This window comes from Streptomyces sp. NBC_01497, from assembly GCF_036250695.1.
GTDB lineage: Bacteria > Actinomycetota > Actinomycetes > Streptomycetales > Streptomycetaceae > Streptomyces.
In genome coordinates, this window is the sequence record NZ_CP109427.1 from 7,647,034 (window position 1) to 7,672,074 (window position 25,041).

At 72.8% G+C, this 25,041-nt stretch carries 19 protein-coding genes and 1 pseudogene; 11 read left to right on the top strand and 9 right to left on the bottom strand.

The window, feature by feature from the left end; all coding sequences use genetic code 11:
- The first annotated feature begins 115 nt into the window (after positions 1-115).
- The gene (locus OG310_RS32420) at positions 116-1,267 is read left to right on the top strand and encodes a calcium:proton antiporter (RefSeq protein WP_329459402.1); all 1,152 of its coding nucleotides are present in this window, start codon (positions 116-118) and stop codon (positions 1,265-1,267) included.
- A gap of 86 nt (positions 1,268-1,353) precedes the next feature.
- Here OG310_RS32420 and paaK read toward each other — a convergent pair whose 3' ends face one another.
- Positions 1,354-2,646 carry a phenylacetate--CoA ligase PaaK gene (paaK, locus tag OG310_RS32425; protein WP_329459403.1) on the bottom strand — a complete coding sequence of 431 codons (1,293 nt, stop codon included), beginning with the start codon at positions 2,644-2,646 and terminating at the stop codon, positions 1,354-1,356.
- Positions 2,647-2,780: 134 nt separating this feature from the next.
- Here paaK and OG310_RS32430 point away from each other — a divergent pair, with 134 nt between their 5' ends.
- The 3 genes from OG310_RS32430 to OG310_RS32440 all read left to right on the top strand — a co-directional run bounded on the left by OG310_RS32430 (position 2,781) and on the right by OG310_RS32440 (position 5,086).
- Positions 2,781-3,509 carry an alpha/beta fold hydrolase gene (locus OG310_RS32430; RefSeq protein ID WP_329459404.1) on the top strand — a complete coding sequence of 243 codons (729 nt, stop codon included), beginning with the start codon at positions 2,781-2,783 and terminating at the stop codon, positions 3,507-3,509.
- A 395-nt stretch (positions 3,510-3,904) separates the two neighbouring features.
- A complete protein-coding gene (locus tag OG310_RS32435; RefSeq protein WP_329459405.1) occupies positions 3,905-4,405 on the top strand; it encodes a hypothetical protein in 501 nt (166 codons plus the stop codon).
- Between the two features lie 420 nt (positions 4,406-4,825).
- Complete coding sequence (locus tag OG310_RS32440) at positions 4,826-5,086, top strand: hypothetical protein (RefSeq protein WP_329459406.1); 261 nt, start codon at positions 4,826-4,828, stop codon at positions 5,084-5,086.
- A gap of 117 nt (positions 5,087-5,203) precedes the next feature.
- Here the strand turns inward: OG310_RS32440 and OG310_RS32445 are convergent, their stop codons facing one another.
- The gene (locus OG310_RS32445) at positions 5,204-6,310 is read right to left on the bottom strand and encodes an aminoglycoside phosphotransferase family protein (RefSeq protein ID WP_329459407.1); all 1,107 of its coding nucleotides are present in this window, start codon (positions 6,308-6,310) and stop codon (positions 5,204-5,206) included.
- Between the two features lie 234 nt (positions 6,311-6,544).
- On the opposite strand from OG310_RS32445, the gene OG310_RS32450 reads away from it, so the two are divergent.
- Positions 6,545-8,038, top strand: a complete 1,494-nt coding sequence (locus tag OG310_RS32450; protein WP_329459408.1) for a DNA-binding protein NsdB — start codon at positions 6,545-6,547, stop codon at positions 8,036-8,038.
- A gap of 58 nt (positions 8,039-8,096) precedes the next feature.
- Here the strand turns inward: OG310_RS32450 and OG310_RS32455 are convergent, their stop codons facing one another.
- Together OG310_RS32455 and OG310_RS32460 are read right to left on the bottom strand one after the other, a co-directional pair.
- On the bottom strand, positions 8,097-9,494 hold the full coding sequence (locus OG310_RS32455; RefSeq protein ID WP_329459409.1) for a SpoIIE family protein phosphatase: 1,398 nt from the start codon (positions 9,492-9,494) through the stop codon (positions 8,097-8,099).
- Between the two features lie 240 nt (positions 9,495-9,734).
- Complete coding sequence (locus tag OG310_RS32460) at positions 9,735-10,235, bottom strand: SRPBCC family protein (RefSeq protein ID WP_329459410.1); 501 nt, start codon at positions 10,233-10,235, stop codon at positions 9,735-9,737.
- A gap of 137 nt (positions 10,236-10,372) precedes the next feature.
- On the opposite strand from OG310_RS32460, the pseudogene OG310_RS32465 reads away from it, so the two are divergent.
- The 4 genes and pseudogenes from OG310_RS32465 to OG310_RS32480 all read left to right on the top strand — a co-directional run bounded on the left by OG310_RS32465 (position 10,373) and on the right by OG310_RS32480 (position 15,758).
- Positions 10,373-11,253, top strand: a pseudogene (locus OG310_RS32465) (NAD-dependent epimerase/dehydratase family protein).
- A 12-nt stretch (positions 11,254-11,265) separates the two neighbouring features.
- Complete coding sequence (locus OG310_RS32470; protein ID WP_329459411.1) at positions 11,266-12,063, top strand: alpha/beta fold hydrolase; 798 nt, start codon at positions 11,266-11,268, stop codon at positions 12,061-12,063.
- A 186-nt stretch (positions 12,064-12,249) separates the two neighbouring features.
- Positions 12,250-13,503: a family 16 glycosylhydrolase gene (locus tag OG310_RS32475; protein ID WP_329459412.1), complete on the top strand. Its 1,254-nt coding sequence runs from the start codon at positions 12,250-12,252 to the stop codon at positions 13,501-13,503.
- Positions 13,503-15,758, top strand: coding sequence for an RICIN domain-containing protein (locus OG310_RS32480; protein ID WP_329459413.1), 2,256 nt, complete (start codon positions 13,503-13,505; stop codon positions 15,756-15,758). Before OG310_RS32475 ends, OG310_RS32480 begins: the two co-directional genes overlap by 1 nt.
- A gap of 19 nt (positions 15,759-15,777) precedes the next feature.
- On the opposite strand, the gene OG310_RS32485 is transcribed toward OG310_RS32480, so the two are convergent.
- Together OG310_RS32485 and OG310_RS32490 are read right to left on the bottom strand one after the other, a co-directional pair.
- Positions 15,778-16,293 carry a hypothetical protein gene (locus OG310_RS32485; protein WP_329459414.1) on the bottom strand — a complete coding sequence of 172 codons (516 nt, stop codon included), beginning with the start codon at positions 16,291-16,293 and terminating at the stop codon, positions 15,778-15,780.
- Positions 16,294-16,324: 31 nt separating this feature from the next.
- Entirely contained in the window at positions 16,325-17,005 is a 681-nt protein-coding gene (locus OG310_RS32490; RefSeq protein WP_329459415.1) for a hypothetical protein, read from the bottom strand.
- 126 nt (positions 17,006-17,131) lie between these two features.
- On the opposite strand from OG310_RS32490, the gene OG310_RS32495 reads away from it, so the two are divergent.
- On the top strand, positions 17,132-17,434 hold the full coding sequence (locus OG310_RS32495) for a hypothetical protein (RefSeq protein WP_329459416.1): 303 nt from the start codon (positions 17,132-17,134) through the stop codon (positions 17,432-17,434).
- The gene (locus OG310_RS32500; protein ID WP_329459417.1) at positions 17,431-18,069 is read left to right on the top strand and encodes a hypothetical protein; all 639 of its coding nucleotides are present in this window, start codon (positions 17,431-17,433) and stop codon (positions 18,067-18,069) included. The genes OG310_RS32495 and OG310_RS32500 overlap by 4 nt, the downstream gene beginning before the upstream one ends.
- Positions 18,070-18,242: 173 nt before the next feature.
- Here the strand turns inward: OG310_RS32500 and OG310_RS32505 are convergent, their stop codons facing one another.
- From OG310_RS32505 to OG310_RS32515, 3 genes are all read right to left on the bottom strand, one after another.
- Entirely contained in the window at positions 18,243-22,652 is a 4,410-nt protein-coding gene (locus OG310_RS32505) for an FtsK/SpoIIIE domain-containing protein (protein ID WP_329459418.1), read from the bottom strand.
- A 76-nt stretch (positions 22,653-22,728) separates the two neighbouring features.
- The gene (locus tag OG310_RS32510; protein WP_329459419.1) at positions 22,729-23,025 is read right to left on the bottom strand and encodes a WXG100 family type VII secretion target; all 297 of its coding nucleotides are present in this window, start codon (positions 23,023-23,025) and stop codon (positions 22,729-22,731) included.
- An 86-nt stretch (positions 23,026-23,111) separates the two neighbouring features.
- A complete protein-coding gene (locus OG310_RS32515) occupies positions 23,112-24,998 on the bottom strand; it encodes a putative T7SS-secreted protein (protein WP_329459420.1) in 1,887 nt (628 codons plus the stop codon).
- Positions 24,999-25,041: the final 43 nt, after the last annotated feature.

Here is a 25,041-nt window from a genome sequence, read left to right on the forward strand (position 1 = left end):
CCATCGGTGGCGCACCGTCACCCGCCGCCCGCCCGCGCCCCGTACGGCCCAGGGCCCGGCCCGCGGGCACCCCGCCGACGCGCGCTCACGGCCGGGCTCTGGCAGCGTGTCGCGTATGACGACGAGCACCACGCTGCGGTCCCTGCTCTCCCGCTGGACCGTCGCGGTGCCCGTCGTCGCCTTCGTCGCGCTGCTGCTGAGCTGGGGCCGCAAGGGCCTGCCCGGCTTCGCCGTGGCGCTCGTCGCCCTCTGTCTCGCGGGTGCCGTCCTCGCCGCCGTCCACCACGCGGAGGTGGTGGCGCACCGGGTGGGGGAGCCGTTCGGATCGCTCGTCCTCGCGGTCGCCGTCACCCTCATCGAAGTGGCCCTCATCGTCACCCTGATGATCGACGGCGGCGCCAGGAGCCACGCGCTCGCCCGCGACACCGTCTTCGCCGCGGTCATGATCACCACCAACGGCATCGTGGGTCTGTGCCTGCTGATCGGAGCGCTGCGCCGCCGCGTCGCGGTCTTCAGCGCCGAGGGCGCGAGCGCGGCGCTCACCACGGTCGGCACGCTCGCCGCCCTGGGCCTCGTCCTGCCGACCTTCACCACCAGCACGCCGGGACCGCGCTTCTCCGGTTCCCAGCTGACCTTCGCCGCGATCACGTCCCTCGCCCTCTACGCGCTGTTCGTCACCGTGCAGACCGTCCGCCACCGCGAGTACTTCCTGCCGGTCGACGACGAGGGCCGGCCGTACGAGGCAGGCGGCGGCCGGAACGCGGACGACGAAGCGGACGAGGAGGAAGCCGGCCACGGTGGACGCCCCACGCGGCGCGCCGCGCTGCTGAGCCTCGTCGTGCTGCTGCTGGCCCTGGTGGCCGTCGTCGGGGACGCCAAGGCGGTCTCGCCGACCATCGAGTCGGGTGTCGAGTCCGCCGGCCTGCCCCAGGCCGTCGTCGGCGTGATCATCGCCCTGCTCGTCCTGCTGCCCGAGACACTGTCCGCCCTGCGGGCCGCCCGCCGCGACCACATCCAGACGAGCCTCAACCTCGCGTACGGCTCGGCCATCGCGAGCATCGGCCTGACCATCCCGGCGATCGCGCTCGCCACCGTCTTCATCAAGGGCCCGCTCGTCCTCGGCCTGAACCCCACGCACATGGTGCTGCTCGCGCTGACCCTGGTGGTGAGCGCCCTGACGGTGCTGCCGGGCCGTGCCACCCTGCTGCAGGGCGGGGTGCACCTGGTGCTCTGCGCGGCGTTCATCTTCCTCGCGGTCAGCCCGTAGCGGGGAGGGACCGGCGAGGCGGCCGACGTTGCCGGTGCTGCGGGCGAGGTGCCGGGCCCCCGCACGGGCCCGGCTGCCGGGGTGCGTCAGGCCGCCTTCTCGCGCAGGTCCACGATCCGGCGGATCTTGCCGACGGAGCGCTCCAGCGTCTGCGGGTCCACGATCTCCACCGCCACCGAGACGCCCACCCCGTCCTTGACCGCTGCCGCGATCGTCCGTGCCGCTTCGGCCCGCTGCGACGGTGTCGCCCCCGCGCGGGCCTCCGCCCGTACCGTCAGCGCGTCCATCCGGCCCTCACGCGTCAGCCGCAGCTGGAAGTGCGGAGCGACGGTGGGCGTGCGGAGCACGATCTCCTCGATCTGCGTCGGGAAGACGTTCACCCCGCGCAGGATCACCATGTCGTCGGAGCGGCCCGTCACCTTCGCCATGCGCCGGAACACCCGCGCGTCGCCCGGCAGCAGCCGGGTGAGGTCACGGGTGCGGTAGCGGATCACCGGCATGGCCTCCTTCGTGAGGGAGGTGAGGACGAGCTCGCCCTCCTCTCCCTCGGGCAGCACCTCGCCGGTCACGGGGTCCACGACCTCCGGATAGAAGTGGTCCTCCCAGATCGTCAGCGCGCCCTTGGCCTCCACGCACTCCTGGGCGATCCCCGGCCCCATCACCTCGCTGAGGCCGTAGATGTCGACCGCGTCCAGCGCGCACCTCTCCTCGATCTCCCGCCGCATCTCCTCGGTCCACGGCTCGGCGCCGAAAATGCCCACCTTCAGCGAGGTGGAGCGGGGATCGACGCCCTGCCGCTCGAACTCGTCGAGCAGCGTCAGCATGTAGGACGGCGTCACCATGATGACCTCGGGACGGAAGTCCTTGATCAGTTGCACCTGCCGGGCCGTCATGCCGCCCGACGCGGGGATCACCGTGCAGCCGAGGCGCTCCGCGCCGTAGTGCGCCCCGAGGCCGCCGGTGAACAGGCCGTATCCGTATGCCACGTGCACCTTGTGGCCGGGCCGCCCGCCGGCCGCCCGGATCGAACGCGCCATCACATCGGCCCAGGTGGTCAGGTCACGCTCCGTGTACCCGACGACGGTGGGCAGGCCGGTCGTGCCGCTGGAGGCGTGGATGCGGCGGATCCGGGACTCCTCGACCGCGAACATCCCGAACGGGTAGTTCTCCCTCAGGTCCGCCTTCGAGGTCAGCGGGAAGCGCGCCAGGTCGGCCAGGGTCCCGCAGTCCTCGGGGCGCAGGCCCGCCGCGTCGAAGGCCGCCCGGTAGAAGCCGACGTTGTCGTAAGCGTGGCGCAGCGTGGCCCGCAGCCGCTCCAGCTGCAGCGCGACCAGATCCGCACGGGTCAGCCGCTCCCCGGGGTCGAGCAGAAGTTCCATGGCGTGCTCCCTTCCGTCGACCGATCATTCGGTAGAGCGGTCTCGGATCAAGTTATTCAGCCACCGTGGCCGAGCGTCAATAGGCGGGACGGTCGTGGCGGGCCCCCCGGGCCCACGGCTGCGATCATCGGGTCATGGCCTCTTCACCGACCGACACGCGGGCGCACCCCGCGCTGCCCCCGGTGCGCACCGTCCGGGTGAACGGGCTGCGCCTCGCCTACCGGACCTGGGGCGAGGAGCACGGGACGGCGCCCGTCGTCCTCGTGCACGGCCGGACCGCCGACAGCGGCGACTGGGCGGGGATCGCGCGGGCTCTCGCGGGGCGGCGCCGCGTCGTCGCGCTCGACCAGCGCGGCCACGGCCGCAGCGACCGGCCCGGTACCTACACGCTGCCCGCCTTCCGCGACGACCTCGGCGGCTTCCTGACCGCCCTCGGACTGACGGGCGCGGACGTCGTCGCCCATTCGATGGGCGGCTTCGCCGCGTCGCTGCTCGCCCAGGAGGCGCCGGACCTCGTCGCGCGGCTCGTCCTGGAGGAGTCCCCGCCGCTGCTGCCGTTCGACCCGCCGCGCCCGCCCGCCGTGCGGCCCCCAGGAGAACTCGGCTTCGACTGGGCACTGGTGCCCGCGGTGGACGCCGCGCTGAACGCGCCGGACCCCGCGTGGTTCGAGGGTCTCGTCCGCATCCGGGCGCGCACGCTCGTCGTCGCCGGCGGTCCGGACAGCCCCTTCCCCCAGCAGTGGTTCGTCCGGCAGGCCGCCCGTGTCCCGGGCGCGGAACTGGTCACGATCCGGGCGGGGCACCTCGTGCACACGACCCGTCCCCGGGAGTTCCTCGCCGCGCTGGCCGATTTCGGCATCTGACGCGTTCCTGAGCCGGGCGCACCCCCCGTACGCGGCGCTCCGAGCCGGGCGTGCCCGCGTACCCCTGGATTTCTGGGCCGGACGTGCCCGCGTGCGCCCGGATCCCTGATCCGGGCGGGCCTGGGTATCCCCGGGTCCCTGAGCCGGACGTACGTGCCCGTACCCCTGGATCTCTGAGCCGCACGTGCCCGGCCCGCCCCCTGGGGCCGGCGCTGCCGCTCCCGCGTTCCCGAGCCCCAAGCCCGTCCCGGGACACGGCTTCCCAGCGTGTCCGGGACGCGCCCTGGGCAGCACGCGACGGATGGCGGAAACGTCCCGGTAGATCACCCCGACCCGCCGCGGTAGAGGGGTCGCCCCCGCTCCGGCCCAGGCGGCAGAACCCGTACGATGGGCAGATGTCCTTCCTCCGCCGCCGCAGCGCAGCCACGCCCGCGGGCCCCGACTTCGACGTCCTGGCCATGGATCCCGGCGACTGGCCGGGCAACCTGGGCGCCGGCCTGCTCCCCGCACCCGACGGGAGCTGCCAGGGCGTGTTCCTGCGGTACGACCTGTTCGGCGGCCGCGGACCCGCGATGATCATCGGCAACCTCCCCGAGGGCTCGCCCGCCCGCGAGGTCGCCGAGGGCGAGGTCCCCTTCGAGGTCGCCCAGCTGCTGCTCGCTCTGGAGAACGACGAGCCCGTGGAGGTCGTCGGCGCGGAGGACATGCCCGTGATGCAGGGGGACAACCTGCTCATCGTGCGCCGGCTCAAGCTCTCCGAGGAGCGCATCTCCTGCGTGCAGTTCGACCGCAGTGACAACGTCCTCGTCACCATCGCCAGCTGGGACCGGCCCATCACCGACGACCTGTACGTACTGCTCAAGCCGCTGCCGGCGGAGCTCTTCCAGCAGGGCTGATCCGGCGGGGCCGACACCCACCCCCGCGCCCGGTTTCGCGCCGCCCCGCTCGGACGCGGGCATCCCCGAGAACGTCGCTCGACGCGGAACGCCGGTATTCCCGAGAACGTCGCTGGACGCGGAACGCCGGTATCCCCGAGAACGTCGCTGGACGCGGCGACGGGCACCATGCTCGGGCGCCGTCCCCGGGCCGCTGTACCTGGTGGGCCCCGCGTCCGCGCTGCGATAGCAGGCCGCCGGCCGTCTCGTCAAGCGCGGACTCACCGCAGGGCCGGCCACGGCGCCGCGCCTGGAACTGCGGCCCGTGCTCGACGCGTACGCCGGCGCGAGGGCCCGGCGCGCACACCCGGCGCGAGGGGCCGAGGCGCTGAAGCGGTTCGACACGGCCGGGAGCGGCGTACGTGCGCGTAATTCGACGAGGTGTGCGAGTCCGTACGCGAGAGGCGGGCCGAACTCGTCGTGCTGGAAGGGGACTTCGACACGACGGTCCGAATGGACCACGGCCGTCTGCTGCCCGCCGAGGACTCGCCAGGCGCCCGGTCCGAGGCGCGCGACGACATCGTGGACGATCTCGTCGGGTCCGCACCCGACGGCGGCGCCCGGGTGGTCCTCCTCCCTGGTGACGCCTTCGTCCAGCGCGGCCGGATCGCCGCCGTCCTGCGCTGCTGGCGCCCGTCGTAGGTCCCCGCCCGCCCGCCGTCCGGTGACCGCGTAGGCGTGTGACCGCGTGGCCGCCACGCGGACGACCGGCCCGGCGGCCTCGTGCATCCCTGCCGGCGCCGCCGCCGGCAGGCGCGCTCAGCGGGTGCCGACGGCGGCGCGGACCGCGCGCCGGGCGAGGGCGCAGTCGTCGTGCAGCCGGCGCAGCAGCAGGCGCTGCTCCTCGCCCGGCGCCAGCCCGCTCTGTGTCTGCGCAGCCGCCGCGCCCGCCGCGGGCGCCTCGCGCAGCGTGCGCTGCACGGCCGTCTCGTACATCCGGATCTCGCGGGTCAGCACCAGCATCAGATTGACGAGGAAGGCGTCGCGCGCGGCGGGCCCCGCCTGCTGTGCCAGCTTGCTGACCTCGCGGCGGGTGGCCGGATCGTCGCCGAGGACGGTCCACAGGGTGGCGAGGTCGTAGCCCGGCAGGTACCAGCCGGCGTGCTCCCAGTCGACCAGGACGGGCCCGGTCGGCGACAGCAGGACGTTCGACAGGAGGGCGTCGCCGTGGCAGAACTGACGGGCGGTGTGCCGGTCGGTGGCGATGCCGTGCAGCAGTTTCTGCAGGTCGCCCAGGTCGCGGTCGGTGAAAAGACCCAGCTCGTGGTACCGGGAGATCCGCGACGCGTAGTCGAGCGGGGCGTCGAACCGGCCGGCCGGCGGCTGCCACGCGTTGAGCCGCGTGATCGCGCCGAGCACCGTACGGACGTCCGCGCGCGAGGGCGCCTGCAACGGGTGCCGGGACAGTGCGGCCGGACGGCCGGGAATCCTCTCCAGGACCAGCGCGCCGCCCGCCGGGTCGGCCGCCACCAGGCGCGGTACGCGCACCGGGGGACGGTTCCTGACGAACGCGCGGTACGACGTTATTTCGTGGCGGAACCGCTCCACCCACAGGGGTGACTGGTCCAGCAGGCACTTGGCGACGACCGTCGCCCGGCCGGCCGATCCCACCAGCAGGACGGACCGGCCGCTGCGCCGCAGGACCTGCGCCGGGTGGAACTCGGGGCAGATCCGGTGCACCGACGTGACCGCCATCCGCAGCTGCGCGCCCTGCGGGCCGGACAGGTCCAGCCTTCCGCTGACCGGGGCCGCGCCCGCGCCTGCCGGACGCCGCCCCTGGGCGGGGCCGGCGTACGGTCCACCACCGGGCATGATGGCGCGCGGCGAGCGGTACGGGGCGGACACGGCGGACGATGCTGTGTACATGGGCGGGCCAGATCCCTTCGTGTTCCGACGAGTTGTGTGCGCCCCCCGCCCGGTAAATCCCTCGGCACCCTGGGGAGTACGGAGGGCCACCGGGGCGGGAGGGCGCTTTCCTACCTGACACCGGTGCGCGGGTGGCACACCATCTGGCGCACCATGGCGAACCCTGGCGAATAGTCACGACGCATCTGCCAGGGGGCTACTGTCAAGTCAGCCGAGAACCTGGGGGCTTGAAAAGTGAGTGGAGAACCCAACACCCGCCTGTCGGACCTGTTCGGCCTGGCCGGCTGGTCCAAGGGCGAGCTCGCGAGGCTGGTGAACAAGCAGGCGGCGGCCATGGGCCACCCCCAACTGTCCACCGACACCTCGCGGGTGCGGCGATGGATCGACATGGGGGAGACCCCGAGGGATCCGGTGCCGCGGGTGCTCGCGGCTCTGTTCACCGAGCGGCTCGGTCGTGTCGTGACCATCGAGGACCTCGGGTTCGTACGCACCGGGCGCTCGGCGAAGCGGCGGGACGCCGGGAAGACGGAGAAGAACCCGGACGAACTGCCCTGGGCGCCGGAGCAGACGGCAGCGGTCCTCACCGAATTCACGGGAATGGACCTCATGCTCAACCGACGCGGCTTGATGGGCGCGGGCGCCGCGCTCACCGGTGGCGCGGCGCTCAGCGGCGCCCTGCACGACTGGCTCCACACCGACCCCGTACTGACCGCGGACGCTCCCGTGACGGACGACCCCCTGGGCGCCGAGTCCGCGGGTTTCGACCGCTACGAGGCCGCCCCCGTCGGCTCGCAGGAGATCGACGCGCTGGAACGCTCCGTCGAGGTGTTCCGGGCCTGGGACGCCGCACGCGGCGGCGGCCTCCAGCGCAAGGCCGTGGTCGGCCAGCTCAACGAGGTGGGCGGCATGCTCGCCTACCGTCATCCGGACTCGATCCAGCGGCGCTTGTGGGGCGTCGCCGCCAACCTGGCGGTACTGGCCGGGTGGATGTCCCACGACGTGGGCCTCGAACCCACCGCGCAGAAGTACTTCGTCATCGCGACCCACGCGGCGCGTGAGGGCGGCGACCGGCCGCGGGCCGGTGAGGCACTGTCGCGGGCGGCCCGGCAGATGGTCCACCTGGGCCGTCCCGACGAGGCACTCGACCTGATGAAACTGGCCTCCTCCGGTTCGGGGGCGGGAACCCTGCCGAGGGCGCGGGCCATGCTGCGGACCATCGAGGCGTGGGCCGAGGCGGCGATGGGGGATGGCCGGGCGATGCGGCGCACACTCGGCGAGGCGGAGGAGCTGTTCGTCTCCGACCGGGCCGACGAGGAGCCGCCGACGTGGATGGACATGTTCGACGAGGCGGACCTCCACGGTATGCAGGCCCTCGCCTTCCGTACGCTCGCCGACCACGAGCCCGCCGCCGCGACCACGGCACGCCGGCATGCGAGCGAGGCGCTCGACCTCCGGGCGAAGGAGCGCAAAAGGTCCACGATCTTCGACTACCTGTCGATGGCGTCGGCCTGCTTCATCGGGGACGACCCGGAGGAGGCGGACCGCTACGCGCGCCTCGCGCTGGTGTCGATGGGGGAGACGTCCTCGCACCGCACCTGGGACCGGTTGCGCGAGATGTACCGGCTCACCGGCAGGTACGCGGGGTACGGGTCGATCGACGAGCTGCGCGACGAGATCGAGACCGCCCTGCCGAAGGGGCCGCAGCACCGGCGCCGCGCGAGCGTGTAGGCCCAGCGCCTGAAGGGGCTGTCGCCGTCGTGATCCCGTCGCGCGCGAGGTCCGGGGGTCAGGTGGTCGTGGCCACCAGGAGGCAGGCGTCGTCCGTGCGGGGGCCGTCGAACTCCGCCGCCACGACGGCAGCGCAGTCCTCCGCGGAGCCGGCCGCCGTCAGTTGGGGGGCGAGCGCGAGCAGCCGCGCGACCGCCCCGGTGGCGAGCGCCTCTGTGTGCAGCACCAGGACATCGCCCGGCAGCAGCCGGACGTCGGCCTGCTCGTACGAGGCCCCCGGGGTCGCGCCGAGCAGCACGCCGTCCGGCTGCGTCAGCGCGCGTCCGGTGCCGTCGCGGAACAGCAGCGGTGCCGGGTGTCCTGCCTGCGCCCAGGAGAACGTCCTCGTGCCGGGGCGGTAGCGGGAGCAGAGCGCGCTGCTGAGCGTCGGCTGCTCCTGCGCGTCGATGAGGCGGTCGAGGTGGCCGAGGAGCGGGCCGGGTTCGATCCCGGCCACGGAGATGCCTCGCAGCGCACCGCGCACCATGGCGAGGGAGGAGGTCGCCGTCACGCCGTGGCCCGTGAGGTCGCCGACGGCCAGGAGCGTGTCACCGCCCGGCAGTTCGAACACGTCGTACCAGTCGCCGCCGAGCGGCGGGCCCCCCGCGCCCTGCGGGCAGTACGCCGCGACGTCGAGCGCGGCGGGGCCGCCGCGCCGCAGCCGTACGGTACGGCGGGCGACAGGCTGCGCACCGCCGAGGAACGGGCCGGCGGCGCGCGCGGGTTCGCGGGTCCGCGCGGTGCCGGCGACGCGGGAGACCGAGTCCCGGGACGCCCTGACCGCGCGCTCGCCGCGCCGCAGGTCGCTGACGTCCCGCACGACGGCCCACATGGACGCCGTGCAGCCGCTGCCGTCGAGGACGGGCTCACCCATCATGTGCACCGTACGGACCTGGCCCGCGTGCCGGACGACGCGGAACTCGCCGTCGACGGGGCGGCCGTCGATCAGGCAGCCCGTCACCATGGAGGCGAGCAGCGCCCGGTCCTCCGCGAACACGAGTGAGGGGAGCTCGTCCAGCGACATGGGGCCGCTGGCGCGTGGCCGGTCAAGGATGTCGAACAGCTCGTCGGACCAGCTGACCTCGTCGGTCAGGAGGTTCCACTCCGCGCTGCCGACCCGGCCGGTGAGCGCCCCCGAAGTCGGGGCTGTCGCGTCGTCGGCCTCAGCCCCGGCCGGCGCGTCACTCGGGCGCCCGGCCCGCAGTTGGTCCAATTGGCCGCCCAGATCGTCCAGTTGGTGCACGGCAAGGTCGCACAGGGCGTGCTGCCAGCGCCGTAGCGTGTCGTCCTCGTCGGACGTCGCGTCCTGCCGCACCGCGTCCATCTCGCCGCGCAGGCGCCGGGTCTGCGTGATGAGCGCCTCCACCGCGCCACGCTCGGGCGAGGCGGGGCGGTCCGCGAAGAGGGGGGACGGCATCTGGGGACTCCGATTGCGGGCGCGGTCGTCGCGTCTGGCTATGGACCGTAACGACTCTCGCACAGCCACCTGTGCCCCGTAAGCCATTTGGCAACACTCGGTACGTGCATGCGACTGGCATATGTCAAGGGCGGTGGGGCGCCGGGGCGGCCTGCGATCGGCCCCTCGCCCGGCCTCCGGGTCGGCCTTCCGGTCGGCCTCCGGCAGGGCGCCCCTCAGTTCCCGGGCGCCCGCTCCTGCTCAAACGGCCTCCAGCGCGGCCTTCAGGTTGCGCAGGGTCGTCGCGATGTTCCGGCGCTGGAACGCGGCGAAGGTGTGACCGCTCGTCGCGATCCGGTCGAACGCGTTCGCCACCGGGTCGGGCCAGCGCCGCCGGTCGTCCGTCCACGTCTCGGTCACGAGGGTGCCGCCCGGCACACTCTCGAAGCGGTATTCCCAGGTGGCGATGGGCCCTCGCAGCCGTGGTGTGCGCAGTCCTATCGCCCCCACCCGGAAGGCGAACCGCTCACCGGGGTCCGCGGCCGACACCGTGCAGCGGGTGGTCCACGAGGCCGGGCCGCGCCGGTTGCGGCCGTCGAACACCATCCCCACCTCGGCGTCCCGCTGCCCTCCCCGCACCCGCGCGCCCAGGTTCTCCGGGCTCCAGTTCCCCATCTGCCAGACCCTGCTGACCTGTTCGTAGACCGCGAGCGGCGGCCTGGCGACGACGACGCTGTCCGAGACGGTGAGGGTGCGCGGCATGGGGCTCCGATCATGCTACCGACGAGTAGGTATGTGGGACGACCGTATCGCGCCCGTCGCGGGGCCCCGGCGGCCGGGCGCCACCCGGTCAGGATCCGGCGGGCCACCGGGCGCGCGGGGCGGGCCGCGGTGCCGAGCTGGCCCGCCGGGGCCACCCCGCCCGCCTGGTCGACCGCACGGGTGAGGGCCCGGCGCCCTCGGGCGTCGAGCGGTTCGCCGCGGACGTCGCCACCGTGGACGGCGCGCGGGCCGCAGTCGCCGGGGCGGCCGTCGTCCACCACTGCGTCAACGTCGCCCACCACCTCCAGGTCGAGGTGACGCCCCGCATCCAGCGCGCCGTGCTCACGGCGGCCGAGGCGGCGGGCGCCCGGCTGGTGGTGCTCGACACCGCTCTACCCGTACGGGGAGGCGCACGGCGGGGTGATGACCGAGGCCACCGAGTGGCGCGCCACCACCCGCAAGGGCCGGATACGCGCCGAGCTGGACGAGGCCCGTCTCGCCGCACACCGCGCGGGCCGTGTGTCCAGCGTGCTCGGCAGGTCCGCGGACTTCGTCGGGCCCGGCGTACTCAACTCCACCTTGGGGCGGTCTTCGTGCCCGCGCTGAGCGGCGGGGAGGTCCCGGTGCTCGGGGACACCGACCTGCCGCACAGCTGCACGAACGTGGCTGACGTGGCGGCGGCTCTCGCGACCCTCGCAGAGCGCCCGGAAGTAGACGGCCGGGTCTGGCACCTGCCGACCGCGCCCGCCGTGTCCACCCGGGAGATCCACCGGATGATCGAGGAGCGCACCGGTGTGCCGCGGAGGACGGTCCCGCTCGCCGGGCCCCGGCCGTTCGGGCCCTTCCACCGGCAGTTCATGGACGAGTACGCCGAGATGTTCCATCAGCACACCGAGCCGCAGATCCTTGACTCGTCGGCCTTCGAGGACCGCTTCGGCCTCCTGCCCACCCCGCTGGCGCGACCTTGGACGCCACCGTCGAGTGGTACCGCGCCCTCGTGAGCGGTGCGGCCGCTTGAGAGGATGGCCGGGTGACCGATACCGCCGCTGTCCTCCATCACGACGTCGCGGGCCCACAGGACGGGCCCCCGCTGATCCTCGGCCCCTCACTCGGCACCTCACTCGACGTCTGGGTGCCGCAACTCGCCGCCCTCAGCAGGGCGCACCGGGTGCTCAGGTACGACCTCCCGGGGCACGGCGGCTCCCCGACGGCCCTCCTGCCGCACCCGGAGCCGGGCGGTACGACGGTCGCCGACCTGGCCGCGCTGGTGCTCGACCTGGCCGACCGGTACGGCATCGGGGCCTTCCACTACGCGGGCATCTCGCTCGGGGGCGCGGTCGGTACCCATCTGGCCACGCGTCACCCGGAGCGGGTGGCGTCGCTGGCACTGGTGTGCACTTCCGCGCACTTCGGCGGCGCGGCGCCCTGGCGTGAACGGGCCGCGCTGGTAAGGGAGAAGGGGATGGGGCCGGTGCTCGCCACGGCCCCGGCGCGCTGGTTCGCCGACCCGGAGACCGCCAGCACGCCGCGCGGTGCCGCCCTGCTCGGCGACCACGCGGCGGCCGACCCGGCCGGTTATGCGGCATGCTGCGACGCGCTCGCCGCGTTCGACGCGCGGGACGCGCTGGCCTCGATCGCCGCGCCCACGCAGGTGGTTGCCGGGGCGGGCGACGTCGCGACGCCGGTGTCGCACGGCCGTGAACTGGCGGACTCGGTGCCGGGCGGCCGTCTCGACGTGGTGGAGGGCGGCCATCTGGCGTCCGTCGAGCGGCCCGCAGAGGTCGCCGCGCTCCTGGTGGCCCATCTTGACCGGGTCGGGAATCCGTGACACTGGTCCATACCAACTCCTTGACGCGCACATGAGAGATGCCTTAAATCAAGGGATGAAATAAGCGCCCGATGGCCGGCGCCCCCGGGGTGCCGGCCATCGGATGACTTCAGCATTGTCATGCACATGTCTTGACTGTCCCGCCCCCCACCAGAAGCGATGTGATGACCTGTGCGAACCCCCTGGATGCGAAGACTCGCACTCTCCGCCGCCGCTCTCCTGTGCGCCGCGGTCGCGGCGGTGCCCGCAGCCGCGACCGCCGCCCCTCTCACCCCCCGGGCGGCGGCCGCCCCCGCGGCCGGCACGTTCAGCGACGACTTCGACGGTCCCGCCGGGCAGGGCCCCGACGGCAGCAAGTGGACCACCGAGACCGGCGACAACGTCAGCAACCACGAGCGCGAGTACTACACACCGGGCAACGCCAACGCGAAGCTGGACGGGCAGGGCCACCTGGTCATCGAGGCGCGCAAGGAGAACCCCGGCAACTACCAGTGCTGGTACGGCCGGTGCGAGTACACCTCGGCCCGGCTCAACACCTCAGGCAAGTTCACCGCACAGTACGGGCACGTCGAGACCCGGATGAAGATCCCGCGCGGCCAGGGCATGTGGCCCGCGTTCTGGATGCTCGGCAGCGACATCGGCAACGTCGGCTGGCCCGCCAGCGGCGAGGTCGACATCATGGAGAACGTCGGCTTCGAACCCGGCAGTGTGCACGGCACCATCCACGGTCCCGGCTACTCCGGATCGGACGGCATCGGCGCGGGCTACACCCTCCCCGGCGGCCAGGCGTTCGCGGACGGCTTCCACACCTTCGCCGTGGACTGGTCGCCGAACTCCATCACCTGGTCCGTGGACGGCAACACCTACGAGACCCGCACCCCCGCCGACCTCGGCGGGAAGAGCTGGGCGTTCAACAAGCCGTTCTTCCTCATCCTCAACCTCGCGGTCGGCGGCTACTGGCCCGGCGACCCCGACGGCTCCACGCCCTTCCCCTCCCAGCTCGTCGTGGACTACGTCCACGTCACCACCGGCAGCACCCCGCCCGGCGGGGGAGACGGCGGCACGCACACCGTCACCGGCATCGGCGGCAAGTGCATGGACGTGGCGGCCGCGAGCAACGCCAACGGGACGCCCGTACAGCTCTACGACTGCAACGGCTCCGGCGCGCAGCAGTGGACGGCCGGCTCCGACGGCAGCCTGCGGGCCCTCGGCAAGTGCCTCGACGCGAAGGACGGCGGCACGGCCGACGGCACCCAGCTCCAACTGTGGGACTGCTCCGGCGCGGCCAACCAGAAGTTCACCCCCAACGCGGCGCGCGACATCACCAACCCGCAGGCGAACAAGTGCGTGGACGCCACCGGCCAGAGTTCGGCCAACGGCACCCGCCTGCAGCTGTGGACCTGCACGGGAACCGCGAACCAGAAATGGACGGTGAACTGATGAGCGCATCCCTGCGCCGCCGGGCCCTCCCGGCGGACGGGCCCGGCCGCCGCGGACACGGACGGCATGTCCTGCTCACCGCACTCCTCGGTGTCCTCGCGCTCGGCGCGTCGGTGACCGCTCTGCCGCAGTGGACGGCCACGGCGGCGCCCGCGCAGGCGGCGGCCGTGCCCACCGGCTGGCTGAACGTCGTCGGCAAGGGCAGCGGCAAGTGTGTCGACGCGGCCGCCGCGGCCACCGCGAACGGCACCGCGGTCCAGCAGTACGCCTGCAACGGAACCACCGCCCAGAACTGGCAGTTCACCGCCACCAGCGGCGGCTACTACCAGGTCGGCAACCGCAACGCGGCCGCGCAGGTCTGGGACGTCACCGACGTCTCCACCGCCGACAACGCGGCCGTCCAGCTGTGGAACTACAGCGGTGGCAACAACCAGCAGTGGCAGCCGGTCGCCGAGTCCGGCGGCTCGTACCACTTCGTCAACCGCAACAGCGGCAAGTGCCTCGACGTGCCCTCCGCGTCCACGGCGGACGGCGCCCGGCTCGGTCAGTTCACCTGCAACGGCACGGCGGCGCAGTCCTTCACGCTCGCACCGTCCGACCCGCCACCGCCCGCCGGCACCCCGGACCTCGGCCCGAACGTCACGGTCTTCGACCCCTCGATGTCCGCCTCCAGCATCCAGTCCAAGCTGACCTCCGTCTTCAAGCAGCAGGAGACGAACCAGTTCGGCAGCCAGCGCCAGGCGTTCCTGTTCCGGCCGGGCAACTACAGCGCCGATGTCAACGTCGGTTTCTACACGCAGGTTTCGGGCCTCGGTCTGAGCCCTGACGACGTCAACATCAACGGCGCCGTGCACGCGGAGGCGGACTGGTTCCCGCCCAACAACGCGACGCAGAACTTCTGGCGGGACGCGGAGAACCTCTCCGTGACCCCCACCGGCGGCACCGACCGCTGGGCCGTCTCGCAGGCCGCCCCGTACCGCCGTATGCACGTACGCGGCAACCTGGCACTCGACGACGGCGGCTGGGCCAGTGGCGGCTTCATGGCCGACAGCAAGATCGACGGCCAGGTCAGGTCGGGCACCCAGCAGCAGTGGCTCTCCCGCAACGACACCTGGGGCAGCTGGACCGGGTCCAACTGGAACATGGTCTTCGTGGGTGACCGCAACGCGCCCGCCAACTCCTTCCCCAACCCGCCCTACACCACGGTGAACCAGACACCGCAGGTGGCGGAGAAGCCCTTCCTCTACGTGGACGACGCCGACAACTGGAACGTCTTCGTGCCGGCCCAGCGCCAGAACGCCACCGGCACCACCTGGGAGAACGGCAACCCGCCCGGGACGTCGCTCCCGCTGAGCCAGTTCTTCGTCGTCAAGCCCGGCGCCACCGCGGCCGACATGAACAACGCCCTGGCCCAGGGCAAGAACCTCCTCGTGACGCCCGGCGTCTACCACCTGAACCAGACGCTGAACATCACCCGGCCCGACACCGTCGTCCTCGGCATGGGCCTCGCCACCCTCGTCCCCGACAACGGCATCGAGGCCGTCAAGGTCGCTGACGTCGACGGGGTGAAACTGGCCGGCCTGCTCATCGACGCCGGCACCGTCAACTCCGCCCGGCTGATGGAGATCGGCCCCGACGGGTCGAACGCGAGCCATGTGTCCGACCCGACCGAGCTGAGCGACGTGTTCTTCCGCATCGGCGGTGCGGGCGTCGGCAAGGCGACGACCAGTCTCGTCGTCAACAGCCACAACGTCATCGGCGACCACATGTGGCTGTGGCGCGCCGACCACGGCAGCGGCGTCGGCTGGAACAGCAACACGGCCGACACCGGACTCGTCGTCAACGGCACCGACGTCACCATGTACGGGCTGTTCGTCGAGCACTACAAGAAGGATCAGGTCGTCTGGAACGCCAACGGCGGCCGGACGTACTTCTTCCAGAACGAGATGCCCTACGACCCGCCGGACCAGGCGTCCTGGATGGACGGCGGCCAGCAGGGCTACGCCGCGTACAAGGTGGCGGACAGCGTCACCAGCCACGAGGCGTGGGGGCTCGGCAGCTACTGCTTCTTCAGCGCCAACCCCTCGGTCGCCGCGGAGCACTCCTTCGAGGTGCCGAACACCCCCGGGGTGAAGTTCCACGACATGGTGTCGGTGTCCCTCGGCGGTACGGGCACCATCCGGCACGTCATCAACGACCGGGGCGGGCCCGCCAACTCCGCCTCCAACGTGGCGAACCTGGTCAGCTACCCCTGACCCGGCCGCGTCGCGCGCGTCACCGTGAGGACGCCGGGCCCCGCACCGCGGGCCCGGCGTCCGCCGCCTCCACCTCCAGATACCGGCGGCGCCGCGGCCCCCGGTACAGCAGCGCCTCCCAGCCGTGCCGCTCCAGCACCCGCGCGCACCGCTTCAAGGCGGCCTCCTCGCCGAGCGCCGCACCGGAGCGCTCCGGGCCGAGCCATTCGACGAGGACCGTCCCGGGCCGCTCCCCGTCCCGTACGGCGTAGCCCGTAGCCGTACGCGCCCCCGAGACATCCACGGCCGACGGGTCGATCCCAGCGGCCTCCAGCACCAGGGCCACAGCCCGCACCGGCTGCGACCGCTCCCAGGGGGCGGGCACGCCCGCCGGATCGCCCGGGCCCTGATGCGTCAGGCGCCGGATCTGGAGGAGCCCCTGGTGTGCCACCGACACCTCGGCGGCCCGGCCGTTCCCCTCGCCGCCGCCCCCGGGCGCGGGCCCGTGGCCGGTCGCCGCCGTGAATCCGCCCGTTTCCGTTCCGTCGTCCGCCACACCGCATCCAAGCACGGACGGCGGCCGGAGGTCATTGCGTGACCTTGTCCCCCGTGGGGCCGACCGCGAACCAGGTGCCGCCCACGCCCTGGCCCTTCAGGTCGCCGGGCGCCGCGTCGGCGGCGAACCGGTAGACGGGCATCCCGCCGACGGTGACCTGGACCTGGCCGTCCTGCCGGCGGATCGCGCCCACGTCCTTCGCGTCCACTCCCGCGAGGTAGACCTTGCCGCCGTCCGTGACGGTCACCGGCGGCCACTGGGTGGCGCACGTGTCGTTGCAGGCGGACTGGCCCGAGCCCGCGGTGTCCTTGTCGAAGCGGTAGAGCGCCGCCTGGTTGATGTTGATCAGGTGCGGCTGGGCGAGTGGCGCCGAGGTGACGGCGGACAACTGCACCCACTGCGGGGGCTGTTCCTGGACGGCGGTGCCCACCACTGTGCCACCGGTGCCGTTCAGACCCGCCTGGGCGGCTGTGGTGCCGACCACCTGGAGAGCGGCGTTGCCCGAGGCCTGCCCGGCGGACGGCGGAGCGGCCGCAGTGCCCGACGCGGCCGGCGCGGACGCCGAGGAGGACGCCGCGGGACCGGACGCGTCGCTGATGGTGATGTTCTTGCCGCAGGCCGACAGCGCGGCCACGCCGCCGAGCACGAGAGCGGAGGCGACGAGGGCCCGGCGGACCTGCCCGCGGGCGGGGTTGATGCTGTGGAGAGTCACATCCCCTATACGGGACCGGGATCGAAATGGTTCACCGCCTCCGGATCGTCCCCGGTGAACGATCCGCGGCCCGTTTCCGTGTCTTCCAGAGAAACCGCAGGGCGCACGCGAGAGGGGGAGACACCCGTGGCAACCGACGTGTCCATCCCGGGGGACGACCTGGAGCAGGCGTCGAGGTCCCTGGGCGTCATCCAGGATCACATCGACATCGGCACAGGAAACTTCAATTTCGATCTGGCATTCGGCGGCAACGGCAGGATGCGGGACGGCGCAGGCAACTTCGAACGTGCCTGGAAGGACGGCAGGACCCAGTTGAAGGACCAGATCGACCAGATCAAAGAGGCGATGGACAAGGTCGTCGCCCAGTTCGGCCAGATGGACACCGACGCGGGCAACCAGCTCGACGCGGGCAACGGCGGCGGCTCGTGAGCGGCCCCGAGCGCTTCGCCCTCGACATCCCGCGCAGCTGGAAGGAGGTCGACCTGGCGGGCGGTGACCTCGCCGCCTCCCGGGCGGCCTCCCTCGCCGCCACCGACGACCCCCGGGCCAAGGCGGCGGTCAACGACATGTACCGGCAGGGCCGCGAGATCCTCCGCTCCGCTCGCAAGCACGGCGCCCTGTACTGCGCGGGTACCGCGACCATGTACGACGAGGGCCTGTTCATGGGCTACGTCATGGTCTTCGCGGTGGCCACGCCCGAGGGGTACGAGCTGACGCTGCCCGTGCTCTCCCAGCAGCTCGGCGTGGGCGTGGGCGGGAAGGTCCCGGCGGACCGGGTCATCGCCTCCGCGGTGGTGCCGGGGGTCGGCCGGGTGCCCAGGGTCACCGGCACCGAGGAGACCGACGTGGTCGCCGACGTGCGGATGAAGCTGCTGGTGATGCACACGATGATGCCCGTGCCCGGGCGCGAGCGGCAGTACCTGGTGGTCACCTGCGCCAGCCCCAACCTGCCGCTGAAGGACGAGCTCCACGACCTCTTCGACGCCGTCACCGGATCCTTCCGGTTCCTGACCGCCGACGGTCTCCCCGTCGACCTGACGGCGGCCGGACAGCCCGCCGGCTGACGGCCCCGGGCGCGGCCGCCGTCCGGGCCCCGGCCGGCGGATCCGCGCGGTGTACGGCCCGCGGTCGTACGCGCGCACGAGCGTGGGCCGTACACCAGGAGCCACTGATGTCACGACCGCCGCAGGGGCGGCCCCGGAGTCCGGGGCCGCCCCTGCGGTCTGCGCGTTCCTCGCTACCGCGGCAGCGAAGACGGCACCTGCACGGCCCGCAGTGTGCCGTCGCCCGGGTGCAGGATGCCCCGCCCCGGCACCGGTGCCTGCCCGATCAGCCCGCGCGTCAGCTTGGTCCCGATGACCTCTCCGTCGCCCAGGTTCTGCGGCGACAGCAGCATGCCGGTCCGGTTGCGCTTGACCTGACCGATCCAGCCGGCGAGTCCCAGCGACAGCGACTCGGCGTTGCCCGCCGCGAGCACTCCCCAGCCGTTGCCCGCGCCACCGCGCGCGAGCAGCGCCAGATCGGAGTCGATCTCCGCGCCCATCAGCAGTTCGGCGTCGTCGACGACGATCACCGCGTTGTCCTGGGGCACATCGCCGAGCACCGCCCGGAAGGCGTCGACCGCGACGTCGGCGTCGGTGATGACCGCCGCCACGCCCGGCCGGCCCTCCAGGGAGCGCAGCGGGGAGCGGCGCGGAGCGATCACGATCACCCCGGTGCCCGCGTCGAGCAGCGAGTACGCCGCCGTCAGCAGCGCCGTACTGCGGCCCGTGCGCGGTGGGCCCGCGATCACGAACGTCGGTGTGTCCGAGAGGTCGGGGCCGATGACCGACAGGGTGTCGCCGCCCACCGCGACGACCGGACGCATGGCGCCCGACGTCCTGGGCAGGGCCACGGCCTCCTCGTAGGTGATGCGGTCCGGGAGCACGTCGAGCCGCAGCGCCCGGCGCCCGTCCGGCACACTCTCCTCACGGACCGTCAGTTCCGCTCCGAGCGCGGTCAGCGCCTCGGCCTGCGCGGTTCCCGACAGGTCGGGCCCGAGCACCGCGATCTGCGTCTCGCTGAGGTCCTGCGTCCGCAGGCCCCGGCCCGGGGTGGGCTCGGTGAGGGCGGAGCGCGTCGGGATGCCGACCATCGTGTAGTCCTGGCGGTCGTTCATCTTGAGGACGATCTTGTCCTCGGTGGTACCGCCGAACCGGCTGTTGCCGAGGACGCGGTCGCCGGCGAGCACGAGGTGGATGCCCACACCGGCGCCGTCGCGCAGCAGGCGGATCATGCGTTCCAGGTAGCTGCCGTTGTCGAACGAGGAGAACTCGCGCTCGAACACCTCGAACCGGTCGACCAGCACCACGAGGTGCGGCAGCCGTTCCGCCGGCGCCGCGAACCGCCGCAGCTCCGCCAGGTCGGCGGTGCCCTTTGCACCCAACAGTCCCTGTCGGTAGGTGAGTTCGGCGCTCAGTCGGTCGAGGAGGCGGCCCAGCCGCTCCGTCTGGTTGCGGTCCACCACCGCGCCCGTGTGCGGCAGCGACTGGAGCGCGTTGAGCGCACCGTTGCCGCAGTCGACGCCGTACAGGTGCACATCGTCGGCGCCGTGGGCCTGCGCGAGAGCCGCCGCGAGCGTCCGCAGCGCCTGGGACCTGCCCGTACGCGGCGACCCGATGACATGCAGGTGGCCGGCGCGGTCGATGTCGAACACCAGGTCCGTACGGCTCTGCTGGGCGGGCAGGTCGACCATCCCGTACGCGACGGCGGGCAGCGCCGCCTCCCGCTCCCCGGACGGCTTGGGGGCCGGTGGCGGGGTCCACTCCAGCACCTCGGGCAGGGCCGGCAGCCAGGGGCTCGGCTGTCTCGGCACCTCCGCGAGGCGCGCCGCCTGCGACACGGCCGCGGTCAGTACCGCCAGGTCCGTCACCGCCTCCGTCGTGGCCGCGCCCGAACCGCCGCGCGCGCCGGCCCACACCGGTCCGCCGAGCTCCTGCCAGGAGACCGCGGTGGCCCGTACCGGCACCTCCGTCGTCGTGTCGGCGGCGCCGCCCGGACGCCGTCCGCCGACGCGGCCCGACTGGAAGGGCAGCAGCGCGGAGGGACCCAGCCGCGCGTAGGCGCGGCCCGGTGTGGAGGGGGAGATGTCGCCGGAGTCCGGCGCGTCGATGATGTCCCGGCTCTCCGAGGTGTCGGTGGTGCGCAGCGCGATGCGCAGATTGGTGTTGGCACGGATGTCCGGCGTCACCGCGCCGCCCGGACGCTGGGTCGCGAGCACCAGGTGGATGCCGAGCGAACGGCCCCGCTGGGCGATGTTGACCAGGCCGGAGATGAAGTCGGGCAGCTCGCGCGCCATCGATGCGAACTCGTCGATGACCAGCAGCAGCCGGGGCAGCGCGGGGGCCGCGTCGCCGCCGCGCTGCCGCTTGTCGAGGTAGTCCTCGATGTCCTTCGCCGCGTACTGCGCCAGCAGGGTCTCCCGGCGGCGCAGCTCGGCGCCGAGCGAGACCAGCGCCCGCTCCACGAGGTGCGTGTCGAGGTCGGTGACGAGGCCCACCGTGTGCGGCAGGTCCTCGCACTCCGCGAAGGCGCTGCCGCCCTTGTAGTCGACGAGCACGAACGTCATCTCGTCCGGACGGTTGACCACGGCGAGCGTCGCGACCAGCGTCTGCAGCAGCTCCGACTTGCCGGAACCCGTCGTGCCCGCGATCAGGGCGTGCGGCCCGTCCCGTACGAGGTCCACCGAGAACGGGCCGTCGTAGCCCGACCCGAGGACCGCGCGGGTGCTGCGGCCGCCGAGCGACCAGCCGCCGACGACGGCCTCCGCCGTGGGCGGCTCGATCGCGAGCAGGTCGAGCAGGCGCACCGCGCCGGGCAGTGCGCTCTCATCGCTGTCGCCCACTCCGCGCAGCGGTGCGAGCGCCCGCCCCACCAGCTCGTACCAGCCGGCCTCCGGCGAGTCGAGCCGTACGGTGTCGAGCGCGACGCCGCCGCCCGTACGCACCTTGGGGCCGGTGCTCTGTCCACCGCGGGTGAGGGTGTCCGTGGTGACGACGGCGCCGCACTCCTCGGGCAGCAGCCGCTCCTCGCGGTCCACGCAGATCGTGTACACACCCACGGACGGGCCGTCGCGCAGCAGTGCGATCACACCAGGCAGCGAACGGGCGCGGCGCGCCTGGTCCAGGACCACCAGCACGTCGGGGTATCCGTTCGCGCCGCCCCGGACGAGATCCGGGCCCGCCTGGAGCCGGGCGGAGACCAACTGCCCGAGCTCGCCGATGCGGCGGGCCAGCGAGTCGGCCGTCGAACCGATCAGCGCGTACGTGTCCTCGCCCTGGGGCCGGCAGTGCGGCAGCCACCGCGTCCACGACCAGTCACGTTCGCCCTCGGGCCCCGCCAGCACGACCAGCCGCAGATCGGCGGGACTGTGCAGGGAGGCGGCCTGAGCGGCCATCCAGGCCGCCATCCGGCCGGCGTCCCCGCCCGCCACACCCGCCACACCGGCCCGGCGCATCGGCACGGACACCGGCACCTGATGCAGCCAGGGCACCGTGGTACGCCGGTGCTCGTCCTGCTTGGGGTCCTCCACCGACACACCGGAGGGCAGATCCGCCGTGCCGACCCGCACCGACAGGAAGTCCGGGTCCGTGAAACGGCGTTCCCACAGCCGTTCCGAAGGCTGCGAGACCAGTTGCAGCAGGGACGCCGGATCCGGCAGCGAGAGGCGCAGATTGAGCTGCTCCTCCAGGACGGCGGCGTCCGCGTCGGCCCGTACCCGGGCCATCTTCTCCTCGTACTCCTTCATCTGCTCCTGGTACTTGAGCATGCCCTGCTTGCGGCTGCCGAACTGCGTGACCAGCGCGGCGATCGGCGACAGCAGGGCGATGAAGACGAACGACCAGTTCTTGGTGACGAAGATGGAGATCGCCGCACTGCCCGCGGGCAGCAGCAGGATCGGCAGCAGCGGGACGGGCCGCTTCTCCGGCCTGACCGGTTCCTGCGGCAGCCGGAACGTCGCGTTCTTCACACCGGGCACGAAGCGCGGCGGGCGGTTGAACTCCAGGCCGAGGCCGTCGGCCGCCGGCGTCAGGGGCGCCTTCGCTGACTGCCGGGATGTGAGCTCCAACAGGTTGTCGCCGACCGCGAGTTGGCTGCCCTCCCGCCAGGGCGTGCCGTCCGCCGCGGGCTTGCTGTCGAGGCGCGCCTGGCCGGCGCTGAGCAGTTCGGCGGTGCCGTCGAGCCGGACTCGTACCCGTGCGGCGAATTCCGGCGCCCCGGGGGCCAGCCGGATGCGGCACAGGTCCCCGCCGCCGATGTCGTAGTCGCCCGGGACAAGGCGGAAGACGGTACCCGCCCCGGTCCCGGAGACCACCCGCAGTTCGGTGCGGCCCTCGGGCTCGGGGTCGGTGGGCACCGGCGATCCGAGCCCGAGGTCCATGCCGTCCCGCACCCCGGCCATGTGCAGGGTGGTGTCGGGACCGACGGCCTCGGACCCCACGAACAGTGCGGGCGGCCCGCCCCGTTCCCCACCGGAGGCGACGTGGCCGACGGCGCGCGCCAGCTCCGCCGCGAGACGGCCCGCCTGCGCGGAGGGCTCGGTGTCGACGACGACTGTGGTGGACACCCCCTCGACGAGCGGGTCACGGACGCTGACGTTCAATCGCACGGCTATCGACCGTCTCTCTCGGTGGTGGGGAAGGGCGGGGGCGCTGGTGCCCCGAGGGCGCCGGCGCGGCGTCGTATCAGCCGCCGATCTTCGAGCCGAGCTGGTCGTCGGTCTGGGAGAAGGCCTCACCGACGGACTTGACGTACTGCCCGATGCCCTGGAGCGACTGGTTCACCTGGTCGAAGCCCTTGGCGAACTCGTCGAAGAAGGGGGAGAACTTCTGCTGCGCGGCCGGCGTGGTGTAGCCGTTGGAGAGCAGCTGCTGGATCTTGCCCTTGACCTCGTTCAGCTTGTCCGTCAGTTGGGAGAAGTCGTTGAGCAGCGCCTGCGAGGTGGAGGCGGTCTCGTCCGAGTTGACCTTGTAGTCGGGCATGTCATGGCTCCTTGCCGGGTTCTCTGTGCTCTCCGCCCCAGGTCAGGGGCGGAAGTCTGTCGGGGGCGCGGTGGCCGGTGCGGCCGTCAGCCGGTGGGGGACGGCGGCAGCGGGACGTCGGCCGGGTTCACACCGGCCGAGCTGTCCTCGCCCGTACCGCCGCCGCCCGCCGACGGGGTGGTGGGCGAGGAGAACGGTGTGGCGGGCGCGGTCGGTGTGGTCGGCGCGGTCGGGCTGTCCGGCGAGGCCGACGTCTTCGTGGGGATGGTCAGCGGCGCCGGCGTGGGCCGGCCGCCGACGGTGGGGGAGGGCGGCAGCGGGATGTCGGCCGGGTCGGTGTTCGCGTGGCCGGAGGTCGGCGACGTGGGAGAGGTCGGCAGCGGGATGTCCGCCGGGTCGGTGTTCGCGTGCCCGGAGGCCGGCGACGTGGGTGAGGTCGGCGAGGGCGGCAGCGGTACGTCGGCGGGGTCGGTGTTCGCGTGGCCCGGCGTCGGGGACGAGGGGGTGGAGGACGCGCCCGAAGCGGAGGAGGACGAGGACGGGCCGGACGTCTTCGGCTGGAACAGGCCGTCGAGCTTTCCCGAGGCGATCTTGGTGCCGTGGGAGCCCGTCTTGGGGATCAGGTTGCGGCCCTCGTCGTTGAGGGTGGCCAGCGGGTCCTCACCGGTCGCAGCCGAGACACCGACCTTGGCGCCGATCGAGGCGACTTCGGGAGCCAGTTCGCCCGCCGACTCCTTCGCCCGGCTCCCGATCGTGGAGGGGACTTCCGTCTGGGGGCCCTTGACGGGCGTGAGAGTGCCCTTGCCCTTGATGATGTTGCCGAGGCCGCCCGCCGACTTGATGCCGGCGAGGCCGCCGGCGGCAAGCCCGCCCGCAGCGGCGCCCGCGAGGACCCCCGCCGGAGTGATCTGTTCGCCGTTCGCTGCCTTCACACCGACCTCGGTGACGGCACCCTCGCCGAACTTGCCGATGGTGGTGACCACACCCTTGCCGATGGAGCTGTTGACGGCCGGGTTGTTGATGATCCCCTGCACCGTCTTCGCGTTCTTGATGGTGTTTCCGACGTTGGTGATCGAGCCGCCGACCTTGTCGGCCACACCGGCCAGCTTGCCGGCGAAACCGCCCAGCGTCTCGGCGCCCGTCGCGAGGCCGCGGCCCGCGGCACCGATGGCGGCACCGATCGGGACGATCGACACCAGTCCCGCCAGGAAGTCACCCAGCTTGAAGTTGCCGCTCCCGATGGCCACGACTTGGTTGAAGACGAACAACCCCGCGGCCAGCAGCGCCCCCGCGACCGGGAAGACCACCGACACGATCGCCACCAGCGCCGCCAGGATGATCTGGACGAACGGGAACTTCTTGAAGAAGTCGGCGATCTTCTGGAAGATGTTCCGCTCCGGGATCGCGTCGCTCGCGGCCTCGTCGATCTGCTGCGCGTACTTCGAGGCGGCGTCGTCCCGCAGCGACTTCGCGTCCGCCGCCATCTGCCGGGCCGCGCTCAGCTTGCCCTGCGCGGCGTCCTTGGCGTCCTGCTGCTGCTTGTTCTGCGTCTTCTGGTCGTCGGTGGCGTCCTGCGGCAGCGGGGCCACACTCGCTCCGGCCGCGCCCGACACCTGGAGCGCCTGGTCCATCGCCTGGTCGACCTGGTCCTGAGCCTGCTTCAGGACCGGGGCGTACGCCTTGAAGGCGTCGGCGGCGGCCTCGTACGAATCGACGGTGCGCTGCAGCTTGTCGGGCAGGTTGCCGATGGCCTTGTTGAGGCTGTCCATCGTCGAGCCCTTGCCCTGGCTGAGGTCGCCGCCCTTCTTGGTCAGGGTCAGCGCGACCCCCGCGTTGTCACCGATCTCGCGGTAGCGCGCCTCCAGCCGGCCCATCTCGTCGACGTCCCCGGGCGTCGGGTCGCTGCCCTGCCCCACGATGTCGAAGCCACTGGTGTGACGTCGAGTACCGATGGGTGTGCCGGCGTCCGCCATGGAGTCTCCCGATCGAGTGCTGTGCCGTCGAGCGCGTATCGCC

Coding starts and splice junctions, on each gene's coding strand:
- OG310_RS32480 (WP_329459413.1), top strand. CDS start 13,503: ATGAGCGCATCCCTGCGCCGCCGGGCCCTCCCGGCGGACGGGCCCGGC.
- OG310_RS32460 (WP_329459410.1), bottom strand. CDS start 10,235: ATGCCGCGCACCCTCACCGTCTCGGACAGCGTCGTCGTCGCCAGGCCG.
- OG310_RS32435 (WP_329459405.1), top strand. CDS start 3,905: ATGTCCTTCCTCCGCCGCCGCAGCGCAGCCACGCCCGCGGGCCCCGAC.
- paaK (WP_329459403.1), bottom strand. CDS start 2,646: ATGGAACTTCTGCTCGACCCCGGGGAGCGGCTGACCCGTGCGGATCTG.
- OG310_RS32420 (WP_329459402.1), top strand. CDS start 116: ATGACGACGAGCACCACGCTGCGGTCCCTGCTCTCCCGCTGGACCGTC.
- OG310_RS32455 (WP_329459409.1), bottom strand. CDS start 9,494: ATGCCGTCCCCCCTCTTCGCGGACCGCCCCGCCTCGCCCGAGCGTGGC.
- OG310_RS32475 (WP_329459412.1), top strand. CDS start 12,250: ATGCGAAGACTCGCACTCTCCGCCGCCGCTCTCCTGTGCGCCGCGGTC.
- OG310_RS32510 (WP_329459419.1), bottom strand. CDS start 23,025: ATGCCCGACTACAAGGTCAACTCGGACGAGACCGCCTCCACCTCGCAG.
- OG310_RS32515 (WP_329459420.1), bottom strand. CDS start 24,998: ATGGCGGACGCCGGCACACCCATCGGTACTCGACGTCACACCAGTGGC.
- OG310_RS32445 (WP_329459407.1), bottom strand. CDS start 6,310: ATGTACACAGCATCGTCCGCCGTGTCCGCCCCGTACCGCTCGCCGCGC.
- OG310_RS32430 (WP_329459404.1), top strand. CDS start 2,781: ATGGCCTCTTCACCGACCGACACGCGGGCGCACCCCGCGCTGCCCCCG.